The 14,405-nt window shown below is 67.6% G+C and carries 12 protein-coding genes and 1 tRNA gene; 10 read left to right on the top strand and 3 right to left on the bottom strand.

Features of this window, described 5'->3' with window-relative positions; genetic code table 11:
• Positions 1-187: 187 nt before the first annotated feature.
• On the top strand, positions 188-1,945 hold the full coding sequence (locus QZ647_RS10585; protein WP_291272135.1) for an NAD-dependent malic enzyme: 1,758 nt from the start codon (positions 188-190) through the stop codon (positions 1,943-1,945).
• A 4-nt stretch (positions 1,946-1,949) separates the two neighbouring features.
• Here QZ647_RS10585 and QZ647_RS10590 read toward each other — a convergent pair whose 3' ends face one another.
• Complete coding sequence (locus QZ647_RS10590) at positions 1,950-2,741, bottom strand: arylamine N-acetyltransferase (protein WP_291272136.1); 792 nt, start codon at positions 2,739-2,741, stop codon at positions 1,950-1,952.
• On the bottom strand, positions 2,731-3,225 hold the full coding sequence (locus QZ647_RS10595; RefSeq protein ID WP_291272137.1) for a DinB family protein: 495 nt from the start codon (positions 3,223-3,225) through the stop codon (positions 2,731-2,733). Before QZ647_RS10595 ends, QZ647_RS10590 begins: the two co-directional genes overlap by 11 nt.
• A 118-nt stretch (positions 3,226-3,343) precedes the next feature.
• Between QZ647_RS10595 and ggt the strand changes: the two genes are divergently transcribed.
• Positions 3,344-5,053, top strand: coding sequence for a gamma-glutamyltransferase (gene ggt, locus QZ647_RS10600; RefSeq protein WP_291272138.1), 1,710 nt, complete (start codon positions 3,344-3,346; stop codon positions 5,051-5,053).
• Here the strand turns inward: ggt and QZ647_RS10605 are convergent.
• Positions 5,050-6,252: an HD-GYP domain-containing protein gene (locus QZ647_RS10605; RefSeq protein WP_291272139.1), complete on the bottom strand. Its 1,203-nt coding sequence runs from the start codon at positions 6,250-6,252 to the stop codon at positions 5,050-5,052. The genes ggt and QZ647_RS10605 overlap by 4 nt on opposite strands.
• 221 nt (positions 6,253-6,473) lie before the next feature.
• Between QZ647_RS10605 and acnB the strand changes: the two genes are divergently transcribed.
• The 8 genes from acnB (at position 6,474) to QZ647_RS15605 (ending at position 14,362) form a co-directional block, all read left to right on the top strand.
• A complete protein-coding gene (gene acnB, locus QZ647_RS10610) occupies positions 6,474-9,050 on the top strand; it encodes a bifunctional aconitate hydratase 2/2-methylisocitrate dehydratase (RefSeq protein WP_291272140.1) in 2,577 nt (858 codons plus the stop codon).
• A gap of 114 nt (positions 9,051-9,164) precedes the next feature.
• The gene (ribH, locus tag QZ647_RS10615; RefSeq protein WP_291272141.1) at positions 9,165-9,653 is read left to right on the top strand and encodes a 6,7-dimethyl-8-ribityllumazine synthase; all 489 of its coding nucleotides are present in this window, start codon (positions 9,165-9,167) and stop codon (positions 9,651-9,653) included.
• Positions 9,654-10,121 carry a transcription antitermination factor NusB gene (nusB, locus tag QZ647_RS10620; RefSeq protein ID WP_286355289.1) on the top strand — a complete coding sequence of 156 codons (468 nt, stop codon included), beginning with the start codon at positions 9,654-9,656 and terminating at the stop codon, positions 10,119-10,121.
• 69 nt (positions 10,122-10,190) lie between these two features.
• Positions 10,191-10,754, top strand: coding sequence for an acetyl-CoA carboxylase biotin carboxyl carrier protein (accB, locus tag QZ647_RS10625; RefSeq protein WP_291272142.1), 564 nt, complete (start codon positions 10,191-10,193; stop codon positions 10,752-10,754).
• Positions 10,755-10,756: 2 nt separating this feature from the next.
• A complete protein-coding gene (gene accC / locus QZ647_RS10630; protein WP_291272143.1) occupies positions 10,757-12,187 on the top strand; it encodes an acetyl-CoA carboxylase biotin carboxylase subunit in 1,431 nt (476 codons plus the stop codon).
• A 27-nt stretch (positions 12,188-12,214) separates the two neighbouring features.
• Positions 12,215-12,290 (top strand) — tRNA-Thr (locus QZ647_RS10635).
• Positions 12,291-12,331: 41 nt separating this feature from the next.
• A complete protein-coding gene (gene murJ / locus QZ647_RS10640; protein WP_291272144.1) occupies positions 12,332-13,942 on the top strand; it encodes a murein biosynthesis integral membrane protein MurJ in 1,611 nt (536 codons plus the stop codon).
• Positions 13,943-14,101: 159 nt separating this feature from the next.
• On the top strand, positions 14,102-14,362 hold the full coding sequence (locus QZ647_RS15605) for a transposase (RefSeq protein WP_366526167.1): 261 nt from the start codon (positions 14,102-14,104) through the stop codon (positions 14,360-14,362).
• Positions 14,363-14,405 lie beyond the last annotated feature (43 nt).

The following is a 14,405-nucleotide window of genomic DNA, read 5'->3' on the forward strand; positions in this document are numbered from 1 at the left end:
GGACCTGCTGGGGTTTTGGAACCCGCAAGCTGGACAGGCCCCCTCCCGGAACGCATATTGGGGCGTGCTTGGTTTCCCCGGCACCCGCCCCGTCCCATGCGCTGCATCGGTTCCAGAGGAGGGTGCCTTGTGAGCTTCACGGCCTCTGCCGTGAAGCGGCTGGTCATCCACCCAGGGAGGCATCCGCATGGAACGCTACGGCCAAAAGCTCGAACCCAGTGGCAGGAAGCGGGTGAATGTGCCCTTCCGGGGCGTACGCCTCCTGCGGAATCCCATGTACACCAAGGGCACCGCCTTCACCCAGGAGGAGCGCCTGGCCCTCGGCCTCGAAGGCTTGCTGCCCCACGCCGTCACCACCCTCGACCAGCAGGCCCGGCGGGTCTATGCCAGCATCCAGTGCAAGCCCGATCCCCTGGAGAAGTACATCGGCCTGGCAGCTCTGCAAGATCGCAATGAGCACCTGTTCTACCGGGTCCTGATCGACCACATCCAGGAGTTCCTCCCCATCGTCTACACGCCCACAGTGGGCCGGGCCTGCCAGGAATTCAGCCACATCTTCCGACGGGCCCGGGGCATCTGGATCACGCCGGAGCACCGCGGTCACATCGCCGAGGTGCTCCGGAACGCGCCCTTCGAGGACATCCGGCTGATCGTCGTCACGGACAACGAGCGCATCCTGGGCCTCGGCGACCAGGGCGTGGGTGGCATGGGCATCCCCATCGGGAAGCTCGCGCTCTACACGGCGGCGGCGGGCATCCCGCCCTGGCAGACCCTGCCCGTGAGCCTGGATGTGGGCACGGACAACCTCGACCTGCTGGAGGACGAGTTCTACCTGGGCTGGCGGGCGCCGCGACTCCGGGGCCCGGAATACGACACGCTGGTGGACGAGTTCGTCCATGCGGTGAAGCTCTGCTTCCCGAAGGCCCTCCTCCAGTGGGAGGACTTCAAGAAGTTCAACGCCTTCCGCCTGCTCGAGCGCTACCGAAAAACCCTCACCTCCTTCAACGACGACATCCAGGGCACTGCCGCCGTGGGCGTGGCCGCCCTGATCGCCGGGGCCCGGGCCACGGGGATCCCCCTCCGCCAGCACCGCATTCTCTTCCTCGGCTCCGGCGCCGCCGGGATCGGCATCGCCCGGCTCATGCGCACGACGCTCCGGCGCGAAGGCCTTGATGGGGAGGACTTGACTGCGGCCATGGCCAACCTCGATGTCCAGGGCCTCCTCGTGGAGGACGATCCGGGGCTCGATCCCCTCCAGCGGGAGTTCGCCTGGCCGGTGGACCTGGCTGAGAAGATGGGCCTGGGCCGGGGTCAGAAGCGGGACCTGCTGTCGGTGGTCCGCGCCTTCAAGCCCACCATGTTGATCGGGACCTCGGGAACCGCAGGGGCCTTCACCGAGGAGGCCATCCGGGAAATGGCCTGCCATGCCGAGCGCCCCATCGTGCTGCCCATGTCGAACCCCACGAGCAAGTGCGAGGCCAAGCCGAAGGATGTGCTGGCCTGGACGGATGGCCGCGCCCTGGTGGCCACGGGGAGCCCCTTCGACCCGGTGATCCATGCCGGCCGGGAGCATCGCATCGGCCAGAGCAACAATGTCTTCGTCTTCCCAGGCGTGGGCCTGGGGATCATGGTCGCCGAGGCCCGGGAGGTGACCGATGGCATGTTCACCGCCGCCGCCCGGCAGCTCGCGCAGGAGGCCCGCGCCGACGACCTCGAGGCCGGGAGCCTCTTCCCGCCCGCGAGCCGGATCCGCGAGGTGACGGCCCAGGTGGCGGCGGCCGTGGTCCGCGAGGCCCGCGAAGCGGGCGTGGCGAACCGCATCCTGGAGGACGCCCGGATTCCCGGGGCCATCGCCGAGGCGATGTGGAACCCCGCCTACCTTCCCGCTGACCCTGCTCCAGTAAGTGCTGCGGAAGCCGACCGCTCGATGCCCGCGCTCGTCTGAGCGATCACGCCCCTTCGAAGGCCCGGAACCGCGTGCCGTCAGGCACCTCGATCCCGAAGGTCTCCCGGAGGGTGGGGATCACTTCCTCCGGCGTCAGTTCGCGGCCCTCCACGCGGGGGCCGCGAATCTCGGCGTAGGCGCGGTTGCGGAGGATGCGTCGGACCTCCGGGCCCGGCAGCTGGGCGGTGAGGGTGCGGACGAAGCGGGACTCCGGGTGCGTGGAGGTGTAGTGGTTCGCCATTTCAAAATCCACGGGGAACTGGGGTTCTGACTGGAAGGCGTAGAGGTCGGTCCAGGCCTCTTCGTGGCGGGACTGGAGCACGCGGAGCCCGCCCTCCTCGGCCACCCGGTAGGCATTCTGGAACTGGCCGTGCTGCTCACCATCCATGGCCACGGGCCAGAGCAGGCCCTCGCCGCCGAAGCCCACATCGCAGAGCCAGAAGTCCCCCTCCAGGCGGATCACCAGCAGCATATGGGTGCGGGGCAGCACCCCGGGCGCGCCCAGCCGCACCCGGGCCTCGCAGGGGATGGCCTCGAAGCCGAGGGTCTTCAGCACGGCGAGGAACAGCGTGTTGTGCTCGAAGCAGTAGCCCCCCCGGCGGCGCCGCACCAACTTGTCCTGGAGCGAGGCCAGGTCGAGCCGGATGGGCAGGCCCATCTGGATGTCCAGGTTCTCGAAGGGGATGGCGGTGGCGTGGGCGAAGTGGAGGCCACACAGGGTGTCCAGGCGCGGGGTCGTCTCGCCACCGAACCCGATCCGTTGCAGGTAGGCGTCCAGGTCGAGGTCAGCGGCCATGTCCGGCCTCCCATGCGGCCAGGTTCCGCCGGATCTGGGCGGCGTGGATCTCCAGGTGCGCCCCGTAGCTGCGGAGCCAGTCATCGGTGCCGTACGGGCCGCTTTGGGTGTGCCGCCCCATGCGCCCCCAGGCTTCCTCTGGAAGCCCGGCCAGCATGGACGCCGTGTGGGCGCGGACGGCCCCGATCAGGGTCAGGGCCAGCTCCGGATCCGCCGCATGGTAGTCGAACCGTCGGGCCCAGGCGTTCTCGTCATAGCCCACGATCAGGGGCTCCGACTCCGCCAGCAGGAGGCGGATGCGGATGGCCGCGTAGGTTTCCGAATCCGCGCAGTGGATCAGGACCTCCTGGGCGCTCCAACGCCCCTCCCCCGGCCGCCAGATCCGGGCCTCTCTGGGCACCTCCTCCCAGGCCCGCCGGAGGAGGGCGGGCCCCTCCGCGTAGCGGCGGAGGAAGGATTCCCGGGCAGCAGCGTCGAAGGGCATGGGACACCTCACCCCCAGCATGGCGCGGTGGCGATGAAATTTGGCGCGGGGGCAGTGAAATTGAAGCCTCAATTTGCGAGGCAATCGTGTTTTCATGGGGGCCTCCCCCGGAGGTCCCATGCGCATCCCGACGGCATGCCTCGCCCCATCTCTGGTCGCCCTGTCCCTGGCGGCCCTGCCCCTGCGGGCCGGCGACCGCGTCACGGGCCGGGCCTTCGCCACGCGCTCCGAAGTGGCGGCCCAGCACGGCATGGCCTGCACCAGCCAGGCCCTGGTGACCCAGATTGCCCTGGATGTCCTCAAGCAGGGCGGCTCCGCTGTGGACGCGGCCATCGCCGCGGATGCGGCCCTGGGCCTCATGGAACCCACGGGCAGCGGCATGGGCGGCGACCTCTACGCCATCGTGTGGGACGCGAAAACCAAGAAGCTGCACGGCCTCAACGCCAGCGGACGCTCCCCGAAATCGCTCGGCCTCGAGCACTTCAAGAAGCTGGGCCTCAAGCACATTCCGCCCCACGGCCCCCTGCCCGTGAGCGTGCCGGGCTGCGTGGACGGCTGGTTCGAGCTGCACCGGAAATTCGGCAAGCTGCCCATGACCCAGGTGCTGGCGCCCGCCATCCGCTACGCCAAGGAGGGCTTCCCCGTCAGCGAGCTCATCGCCTACTACTGGGACCGCAGCGTGCCCGTGCTGGGCAAGTACCCGGGCTTCCTCGACACCTTCACGGTGGACGGCAAGCGCGGGCCGAAGAGCGGCGAAGTCTTCCGCAATCCGCGCCTGGCGAAGACGCTGGAGATCCTCGGGAAAGAAGGCCGCGACGCCTTCTACAAGGGCGAGATCGCCCGCAAGATCGACGCCTACATGAAGGCCCAGGGCGGCTTCCTCAGCTACGAGGATCTGGCCGCCCACCATTCGGACTGGGTCGAGCCGGTCAGCGTCACCTACCGCGGCTACGAGGTGTGGGAGCTGCCCCCCAACGGCCAGGGCATCGCCGCCCTGCAGATGCTGAACATCCTTGAAGGCTACGACTTCTCGAAGATCCCCTTCGGCAGCCCTCAGCATGTGCACCTGTTCACCGAAGCCAAGAAGCTGGCCTTCGAGGACCGGGCCAAGTTCTATGCGGACGCCGCCTTCATGAAGGTGCCCCTCTCCTGGCTGCTCTCGAAGGACTATGCCGCCCAGCGCCGGACCCTCATCGGCGACCGCGCCTCGCGCCGCCTGGAGGCGGGCCACCCGCCCCTGAAGGAAGGCGACACGGTCTACCTGACCACCGCCGATGGCGAGGGCAACATGGTGAGCCTCATCCAGAGCAACTACCGCGGCATGGGCAGCGGCATGACGCCCGGCGACCTGGGCTTCTGCCTCCAGGACCGCGGCGAGCTGTTCAACCTGGAAGAAGGCAATGCCAACACCTACGCGCCGGGCAAGCGCCCCTTCCACACCATCATCCCGGGCTTCATCACCAAGGACGGCCAGCCCTTCCTCAGCTACGGCGTCATGGGCGGCGAGTTCCAGCCCATCGGCCACGCCCAGATCGTGATGAACATGGTCGATTTCGGCATGAACGCCCAGGAGGCCGGCGACGCGCCCCGCATGAGCCACGACGGCTCGCCGGAGCCCACCGGAGAGAAGGGGAAGCTCCCCGGCACCATCCAGCTGGAGAGCGGCTTCCCCTACGAAACCGTGCGGGAGCTCATGAACCGCGGCCATGGGGTGGGCTGGATGTTCGGGGGCTACGGCGGCTACCAGGCCATCCGCTGGGACCCCAAGCAGAAGGTCTACTTCGGGGCCTCCGAATCGCGGAAGGACGGACAGGCGGCGGGATTCTAAAGAAACATCACCGGATCCAGGCCCCAGGCCAGGGGCTCCTCGTAATCCACGATCTCTTCGCTCCCGCGGGCCAGATCGAGATCCCTGGGATGCAGCCGCACCTTGCGGCTCGCATCGAAGATCACCCGCACGGTGGGCCGGAGCAGATCTTCCCCCTGCTCCACCACCACGGCCAGCCGGCCCCCGGACAGGCGCACCAGCGACCCCACCGGGTAGATGCCCAGGGCCCGGATGAAGTGCTGCACCAGGTCGCCATCCAGGTGCGAACCGCTCCATTCCAGGAGCCGCTTCAGCACCTCGGAGGGCTCCTTCCCCTTGTGATAGACGCGGTTGGAGGTAAGCGCGTCGTAGACATCCACGATGGCGGCCATGCGGCCGATCTGGGAGATCTCCCCGGCGGCGATCCCCCGGGGGTAGCCGCCGCCGGACACCTTCTCGTGATGCTCCCCGGCGATGCGGATGACCAGGCTGGAGATCCCGGGCACGCCCTTGAGGATCGCCTCGCCGAGGTCGGCATGGGACTTCATGACGGCGAACTCGTCCTCCGTCAGCTTTCCCGGCTTGTTGAGGATCTCGTTCGGGACCTTCATCTTCCCCACATCGTGGAGCAGCCCGCCCAGACCCGCCTCCTCCACCGTGGCGGCATCCATGCCCAGGGCCTGGGCGAAGGACACCAGCAGGGCGCAGATGCTCACCGAGTGCTGGAAGGTGTAAGTATCGGCATCCTTGATGCGGGACAGGCTGATCAGCGCCCCGGGGTTCCGCAGCACGGAGGAGCGCATCGCCTTCACCAGGGGCAGGGCCTTGGCCGGATCCAGCTGCTTTCCAAGCCGCACATCCTGGAGCAGCCCCTGCACCACATCGGCCGCTTCGCCCAGGATGCTCCGCGCGGCGATCGCCTCCTCCCGCTGGGAGACGCGGGCCGGGGCGAGTGCGGCCCCACCCGCGGCCGAAGCCCTGAGCCGCTGCTCCAGGCCCTGTTCGATCTCCGCCTGGGTGAGGGCGCCCGCCACATCGTCCCCACGGGCGGTGTCGATGTAGATTTCATTCAGCCCCTGGTCCCTCATCTTCTGAATCTGATCGGCATGCTTCAACACGAAACGCTGCCGGATAAATCCATGTTCAAGCCAGCTACAATTGAGGTCGTGGACATACATGCCCGCCTTGAGGTCCTCCACCTTCACCCGTTTGATGGTCATGCTTCGTGCGCTCCCCTTCTCCCCTGAATCGGTCCCGAAGGCCCGGAGAATGAGTCGGGTATGGGCGGCCTCCCCCTCTGTCCAGAATTCGGGGATACCCGACCGGGCGCCGGGGCGGCAACCCGCGCGCCATCGGGGAAGCAGCCTCCCGCCCAGCGCCGGACGGGATGTAGAATGAAGGTTCGCACCGCGCCCAGCGGCGTTCTGATGGGGAGTTGACCGTGCTGCAAGCCTATCGCCAACATGTCGCCGAACGGGCCGCCCTGGGCATCCCCCCCCTGCCCCTCACCGAGGCGCAGACCTCCGAACTCACCCACCTGCTGGCCCATCCCCCCAAGGGCGAAGAGGCCTTCCTCCTGGACCTGCTGACCCACCGCGTGCCCGCCGGTGTGGACGATGCCGCGCGGGTGAAGGCCGGCTTCCTGGCCGCCGTGGCCAAGGGCACTGAGACCGTGGCCCTGGTGCCGCGAGAGAAGGCCACGGAACTGCTGGGCACCATGCTCGGCGGCTTCAATGTGAAGCCCCTCATCGACCTGCTGGATGATGCCGCTGTGGGCGGAATCGCCGCCGAGGGCCTGAAGAAGACCCTGCTGGTCTTTGATGCCTTTGCCGAGGTCAAGGCCAAGGCCGATGCCGGCAACGCCCACGCCCAGGCCGTGCTGAAGTCCTGGGCCGAGGCCGAGTGGTTCACCAGCCGCCCCGAAGTGCCCCAGAGCCTCACACTCACCGTGTTCAAGGTGACTGGCGAGACCAACACCGATGACCTCTCCCCGGCGCCCGACGCCTGGAGCCGCCCCGACATCCCGCTCCACGCCGTGGCCATGCTGAAGAACGCCCGCCCCGGCATTCAGCCGGACGAGCCCGGCAAGATCGGCCCCCTCAAGCAGCTGGAGGCCCTCAAGGCCAAGGGCCACCTCGTGGCTTATGTGGGCGATGTGGTGGGCACCGGCTCCAGCCGCAAGTCCGCCACCAACTCCGTGCTCTGGTTCACGGGCGAGGACATCCCCTTCGTGCCCAACAAGCGCTTCGGCGGTGTCTGCCTGGGCTCCAAGATCGCGCCGATCTTCTACAACACCATGGAAGACGCCGGCGCCCTGCCCATCGAGCTGGATGTCAACGGCATGGACATGGGCGATGTCATCGAGCTGCGCCCCCACGAGGGCAAGGCCCTGAAGAACGGCCAGGTCATCGCCGAGTTCAAGGTGAAGTCCGAGGTCATCTTCGATGAGGTCCGCGCGGGTGGCCGCATCCCGCTCATCATCGGCCGGGGCCTCACGGCCAAGGCCCGTGCCGCCCTGGGCCTGCCCGCCTCCACGGCCTTCCGCCTGCCGGCCGTGCCCAAGGACACGGGCAAGGGGTTCTCGCTCGCGCAGAAGATGGTGGGTCGCGCCTGCGGCGTGAAGGGCATCCGCCCCGGCACCTACTGCGAGCCGCGCATGACCACCGTGGGCTCCCAGGACACCACGGGCCCCATGACCCGCGACGAGCTGAAGGATCTGGCCTGCCTGCAGTTCTCCGCCGACATGGTGATGCAGTCCTTCTGCCACACCGCCCCCTACCCCAAGCCCGTGGATGTGAAGACCCACCGAGAGCTGCCGCCCTTCATCACCAACCGCGGCGGCGTCTCGCTGAAGCCCGGCGACGGCGTCATCCACAGCTGGCTGAACCGCCTGCTGCTGCCTGACACCGTCGGCACCGGCGGCGATTCGCACACCCGCTTCCCCATCGGCATCTCCTTCCCCGCGGGTTCGGGCCTGGTGGCCTTCGCCGCCGCCACGGGCGTCATGCCCCTGGACATGCCGGAATCCGTGCTGGTGCGCTTCAAGGGCGACCTGCAGCCCGGCGTCACCCTGCGCGACCTGGTGAACGCCATCCCCTACTACGCCATCCAGCAGGGCCTGCTCACCGTCGAGAAGAAGGGCAAGAAGAACATCTTCAGCGGCCGCATCCTCGAGATCGAGGGCCTGCCCAAGCTCAAGGTGGAACAGGCCTTCGAGCTCTCCGACGCCTCCGCCGAACGGTCCGCCGCCGGCTGCACCGTGCGCTTGGACAAGGAACCGATCATCGAGTACATGAACTCCAACATCGTGCTCATGAAGTGGATGATCGCCAACGGCTACGAGCACCGCGAAACGCTGGAGAACCGCATCCGCGCCATGCAGGCCTGGATCGCCCAGCCGGAGCTGCTGGCCCCCGATGCGGATGCGGATTACGCCGCCGTCATCGAGATCGATCTGGCCGAGGTGAAGGAGCCCCTGCTGGCCTGCCCCAACGATCCCGACGATGTGAAGCTCCTGTCCACGGTGGCCGGCGACAAGATCGACGAAGTCTTCATCGGTTCCTGCATGACCAACATCGGCCACTTCCGCGCCGCCGGGAAGCTGCTGGACGGCAAGAGCGACATTCCCACGCGCCTCTGGATCGCCCCGCCCACCAAGATGGACGAGTATGTCCTCACCCAGGAGGGCTACTACGGCATCCTCGGCCGCACCGGGGCCCGCATGGAGATGCCCGGCTGCTCGCTGTGCATGGGCAACCAGGCGCAGATCCGCAAGGGCAGCACGGCCATGTCCACCTCCACCCGCAACTTCCCCAACCGGCTGGGGCTGGACACCCGGGTCTACCTGGGATCGGCTGAACTGGCCGCCATCTGCGCCCTGCTCGGCAGGATCCCCACCGTGGCCGAGTACATGGCCCAGATCGGCATCGTCGGAACCAAGGCCGGCGACATCTACCGCTACATGAACTTCGATCAGATCGCGGATTTCCGCGAAGTGGCCGATACCGTCCAGGTCTAGGCTCCCCCCATCTGGGAAGCGGCCCGGGACATCGCCCCGGGCCGTTTCCCAGTGACCGTCCGCGTGGTTTGTGTTAGCCTCATCAGTTCTTACACCACCTTTCGGGGGGTTCCCATGGGGATCTTTGAGGGCCACATCCGCGTGCACGAGGGCGATCGCTTCGCCCTGGTCGCCTCGCGCTGGAATGACTTCATCGTCGAACGCCTCATCGACGGCGCGAAGGACTGCATCCTCCGCCACGGCGGACGGGAAGACCAGCTGGACCTCATCCGCGTCCCGGGAAGCTTCGAGCTGCCCCAGGCGGCCAAGCTGGCGGCCCAGAGCGGCCGCTATGCGGGCGTCATCGTGCTGGGTTCGGTCATCCGGGGCGGTACGCCGCACTTCGACATGATCGCCGCCGAAGTCACCAAGGGCGCCGCCCAGGTGGCCCTGGACACCGGCCTGCCGCTGGCCTTCGGCGTACTGACGACCGACAGCGTGGAGCAGGCCATCGACCGGGCCGGCGCGAAGATGGGCAACAAGGGCTGGGAGGCCGCCCAGAGCGTCCTCGAGATGACCGACCTCGCCCATGCCCTCAAAGCTGCTGCGAAGGGGCGCAAGTAGATGGGTGTCCGTCGCCGGGGGCGCGAGTACGCCCTTCAAATGCTGTATGCCATGGACCTGACCGGCTATCAGCCGGACCAGGTGTTCGCCGGCTTCTACGCCATCCAGGATCTGAACCGGGATGCGTTCTACTATGCCCGGCGCCTGGTGGACGGCGTGCACGGCCATCTCGACGAGATCGACGGGGTGCTGGCGAAGTACGCCGAGCACTGGAAGATCCACCGCATGGCCGCCGTGGATCGCAACCTGCTCCGCCTGGGGCTGTTCGAGCTGATCTATGTGAAGGAAGTCCCCTTCCCCATCGTCATCAACGAAGCCCTGGAGATCGTGAAGGAATTCAGCGACCAGGAAGGCACGCAATTCCTCAACGGCATCCTGGATGCCGCCCGCAAAGAGTTCCGCCCAGAAGAAAACGGCCCCCGGATCAAGAAGAAGGTCGGGGCTGCAGAACCTCCTGAAGAATCATGACCTGATCCGCCCCGGCTGGTTTGCTATGCTCGATCCCTTCCCCAGCCCGATCCGATCGTTGGAGCTTTGATGAGCACTTCACGCAAGAAGCCCGCTGCCGACAAGAAGACCCCCCAGGCCTCCAAGGCCACCGCCGCCCCCAGGCCCGCCGCCTCCCGCACCACCCCCACCGCCATCGGCCTTGAGGAGATCAAGAGCCTCATCGCGCTCGTGGGCCGCGAACCCTTCCAGGAATTCGAGTTCGAAGCCGGCGACATGCGGTTCCGCATCCGCAAGGACGGCCCCGCCCCCGTGGTCCACGCGGCCCCGATGGTGGTCGCCGCCCCCCTGGCCCCAGCGGCCATGCCTTCCGCCCCCGCCCCGCAGCCCGTCGGGCCGGTGGACGAGCCCGGCATCCACTATGTCACCAGCCCCATCGTGGGCACCTTCTACCGCGCCTCCAATCCCAGCGCCGCGCCCTATGTGTCTCCCGGTGATTATGTGAAGCCCGGCCAGACCCTGTGCATCGTCGAAGCCATGAAGCTCATGAACGAGATCGAAAGCGATGTGGCCGGCGAAGTCGTGAAGGTGCTGGTGGAGAACGGCACTCCCGTCGAGTACGGCGAGCGCCTCTACGCGGTCCGGATCGGCTAGCCATGGGCGCAGCCATTCGACGCAAGTCAACCCCGGCTGCGGCGGCCCCCGCCGACGCGCCGCCCTTCAAGAAGATCCTCATCGCCAACCGGGGCGAGATCGCGCTGCGCGTGATCCTGGCCTGCAAGGAGATGGGCATCCAGACCGTGGCCGTCTATTCGGAAGCGGATCGCAATGCCCTGCATGTGCGTTTCGCCGACGAGGAAGTCTGCATCGGCCCCCCGCCCTCCTCGAAGTCCTACCTGAACATCCCCCAGGTCATCGCCGCCGCCGAAGTCACCGGCGCCGAGGCCATCCACCCGGGGTACGGCTTCCTCAGCGAGAACGCCCACTTCGTCGAAGTCTGCCAGGCCTGCGGCATCACCTTCATCGGGCCCAGCGGCGAGATCATCCGCAAGATGGGCAACAAGGCCCAGGCCAAGGCCACCATGCTGGAGGCCGGCGTGCCCCTCATGCCGGGCAGCGACGGCCTCGTGGAGACGGTCGAGGAGGCCCTGGTGGTGGCCGAGCAGATCGGCTATCCCGTCATCGTCAAGGCCAGTGCCGGAGGCGGCGGGCGCGGCATGCGCATCTGCAACAACGCCGAGGAACTGCCGGATCTCTACAACACCGCCCGCAGCGAGGCCAAGAACGCCTTCGGCGACGATGGCGTCTACATGGAGAAATACCTCCTGGAGCCGCGCCACATCGAAGTCCAGATCATGGGCGACCTCTTCGGCAATGTGGTGCACCTGGGCGAGCGCGAGTGCTCCATCCAGCGCCGCCACCAGAAGCTCATCGAGGAGAGCCCCAGTGCGGTCCTCGATCCGGCCCTGCGCCAGCGCATCTGCGACACGGCCGTGCGCGCGGCCAAGGCCGTCGGCTACTACAATGCGGGCACCATCGAGTTCCTCCTCGACAAGCGCGGCGACTTCTTCTTCATGGAGATGAACACCCGCGTCCAGGTGGAGCACCCCGTCACGGAGCTGGTCACGGGCATCGACATCGTGAAAGAGCAGATCCGCATCGCCGCCGGCCAGAAGCTCAGCTTCCGCCAGGAGGATGTGGTCCAGAAGGGCCACGCCATCGAGTGCCGCATCAATGCCGAGGATCCCTTCAAGTTCACGCCCTGCCCCGGCCGCATCACCGCCCTGCACTTCCCCGGCGGCCCCGGCATCCGCGTGGATACTGCCATGCACCAGGATGCGGTCATCCCGCCCCACTACGACTCCATGGTGGCCAAGCTCATCGCCTTCGGTGCCAACCGCACCGAGGCCATCGCCCGCATGCGCCGGGCCTTGGACACCCTGGTGATCGAGGGCATCAAGACCACCGCCCCCCTGCACCGCCGCATCATGGACCAGCCTGACTTCATCGCCGGCACCTTCTCCACCAAGTGGCTGGAAGGCTACCTTGAGGAGTTGAAGCGCGATCCGACAGGGGATCCACGGTAGGGCCTGATCCGATAGACTGGACCCTGCGCCGCCTTAGCTCAGTTGGTAGAGCTCCAGCTTTGTAATCTGGAGGTCGCCGGTTCGATTCCGGCAGGCGGCTCCAATGCCGGGGAACCTCATGGACCATTCCGCCCAGACCCGACCGTGAGCGAGTCCCCCCGCGCCCGTCCCAGCCTGCTCCGCTCCGCCGGGGTCGTCGGGCTGATGACGCTGCTGAGCCGCCTCACGGGGCTGCTCCAGACCTTCTTCCTCAGCCATGTGCTGGGGGCGGGAGCCGCCGCGGATGCCTACGCCGTGGCCTTCCGCCTGCCCAACCTGCTGCGCCGCTTCACCGCCGAAGGCACCATGACCGCCGCCTTCCTGCCCACCCTGGCCGAGGCCGAGGCCGCCGAGGGCGAGGCCGCGGTGAAGGCCGTGGCCGCGCGGTTCCTGGGCACCCTGCTGGTGATCCTGCTGCTGGGCGTGGTCCTCGTCCTCCTGTTCATGGGGCCCCTGGCGGGCCTGCTGATGCTGGGGCGCCCCGAGGCCCAGAGCGAGCTCACCACCCGGCTGGGCCGCATCATGTTCCCCTACCTGGCCCTGGTGAGCCTCACGGCGGGCTTCGCGGGCCTGCTGAACCTGCGCCACCGCTTCGCCCTGGCGGCCTCGGTCTCGGTGTTCTGGAACCTGGCCTTCATCGCCTTCGGCTGGCTCTCGCTGCGCCTGCTGGGACGGGGCGGCCCCGTGCCCCTCGAGACCGTCTCGGTGGTGTGCGCCCTGGCCGTGCTGGCGGGGGGCGTACTCCAGCTGCTGGTCATCCTGCCCGCCGTGCGGAAGGAGGGCTTCGGCCTCGCCCTTGGCCTGCACCTGCGCGATCCCTGGGTCCGCAAGGCCCTCAAGCGCATGGGGCCGGGCCTCCTGGCCGCCGGCATCTACCCCATCAACGCCCTGATCAGCGCCATGCTGGCCTCGATGCTCCCCAACGGCGCCCAGATGGTGCTCTACAACAGCGGCATGATGGGCGAGATGGTGCTCGGGCTCTTCGCCATGAGCCTCGCCACCGCCGGACTGCCCACCCTCTCCCGCCAGGCCGAGGCCCGCGACTGGCCCGCCCTGAACCGCAGCCTCATGCAGTCCATCTCGGCCTCAGTCCTGCTGGTGCTGCCGGCCTCCGTGGGGCTCGCCGTGCTGGCGCGGCCCATCTGTGCCCTGCTCTTCCGCACCGGCGCCTACAATCCCGCCGCCGCCGACTGGACCGCCCTCACCCTGGTGTTCCAGTCCGTGGGCCTGGTCTTCGTGGCCGCCCAGCGCCTGGGCAACCAGGCCCTCTACGCCCTCAAGGACTACCGCGGCCCCGCCGCCCTGGCGGGCGCCACCCTGGTGGTGAATGTGGCCCTCAGCCTCGCGCTGCTGAAGCCCCTCGGCACCGGCGGCCTGGCCCTGGCCAACGGTCTCGCCAGCCTCGCGGGCCTCGCGGGCCTGCTGCTGCGCCTGCGCCCCCGCCTGCCCGGCCTGGACCTGCGCCCCCTCCTGGACGCCACCGCCCGCGCCCTCGCCGCCTGCCTCCTCATGGGCCTGCTTGCCTGGGGCGGCGCGCGCCTCCTCACCCTCGACGCCCCCCACACCTTCACCCGCGCCACCCTGGCGCTGAGGGTCCTGCCCCTCGTCGCCCTCTGCGCGGTGGTTTACGGGGCGACTGCCGCGGGATTCGGACACCCCGAAGCAAAGGAACTCCTAAGGAAAATCAGAGGGAAGTTCGGGTTCATATTAAAATAATCACCAATTAAATACCTGATTATCCGCCAGCCTCAGCCTGAAGTGTCAGGGGTATTGGCTGTCCGGACTTCATGCTTTTATTATGCTAAGCGTCAGCAGATAAAAATGTGTCCAGCCTCCGGAGCCATCATGAAGGCGGGGGGAGACGCGAGGCTCCACATGACCAATTATGATGTTCAGCTCCAGAAGGAATTCAGCCTTCGAGAGTTTCTTGAGGACTGCGGCAGAGAGGACACCTGTGGGAATGCCCTGATCCGTGCCCGCTATCCGGAGGGGTTCGTATGCCCTGAGTGCGGCTCCACCGGGCACTATTGCCTCGTCCGTGGTCAATCCCAATGCCAGGACTATCGAAAGCAGACCAGTCCCACAACGGGAACCATCTTTCAGGGAACCAAGCTCCCGCTGACGGTCTGGTTCTAGGCCATACCCTTCTGGCCCTGGGCAAGCACTCGGCCTCGGCCAT

It is taken from the genome of Geothrix sp., assembly GCF_020622065.1.
Taxonomy (GTDB): Bacteria; Acidobacteriota; Holophagae; order Holophagales; family Holophagaceae; genus Geothrix.

What these genes read in the sequence shown, in the direction of transcription:
- QZ647_RS10585 (WP_291272135.1), top strand. Translation starts at nt 188, where the DNA reads ATGGAACGCTACGGCCAAAAGCTCGAACCCAGTGGCAGGAAGCGGGTG.
- QZ647_RS10590 (WP_291272136.1), bottom strand. Translation starts at nt 2,741, where the DNA reads ATGGCCGCTGACCTCGACCTGGACGCCTACCTGCAACGGATCGGGTTC.
- QZ647_RS10595 (WP_291272137.1), bottom strand. Translation starts at nt 3,225, where the DNA reads ATGCCCTTCGACGCTGCTGCCCGGGAATCCTTCCTCCGCCGCTACGCG.
- ggt (WP_291272138.1), top strand. Translation starts at nt 3,344, where the DNA reads ATGCGCATCCCGACGGCATGCCTCGCCCCATCTCTGGTCGCCCTGTCC.
- QZ647_RS10605 (WP_291272139.1), bottom strand. Translation starts at nt 6,252, where the DNA reads ATGACCATCAAACGGGTGAAGGTGGAGGACCTCAAGGCGGGCATGTAT.
- ribH (WP_291272141.1), top strand. Translation starts at nt 9,165, where the DNA reads ATGGGGATCTTTGAGGGCCACATCCGCGTGCACGAGGGCGATCGCTTC.
- nusB (WP_286355289.1), top strand. Translation starts at nt 9,654, where the DNA reads ATGGGTGTCCGTCGCCGGGGGCGCGAGTACGCCCTTCAAATGCTGTAT.
- accB (WP_291272142.1), top strand. Translation starts at nt 10,191, where the DNA reads ATGAGCACTTCACGCAAGAAGCCCGCTGCCGACAAGAAGACCCCCCAG.
- accC (WP_291272143.1), top strand. Translation starts at nt 10,757, where the DNA reads ATGGGCGCAGCCATTCGACGCAAGTCAACCCCGGCTGCGGCGGCCCCC.
- QZ647_RS15605 (WP_366526167.1), top strand. Translation starts at nt 14,102, where the DNA reads ATGACCAATTATGATGTTCAGCTCCAGAAGGAATTCAGCCTTCGAGAG.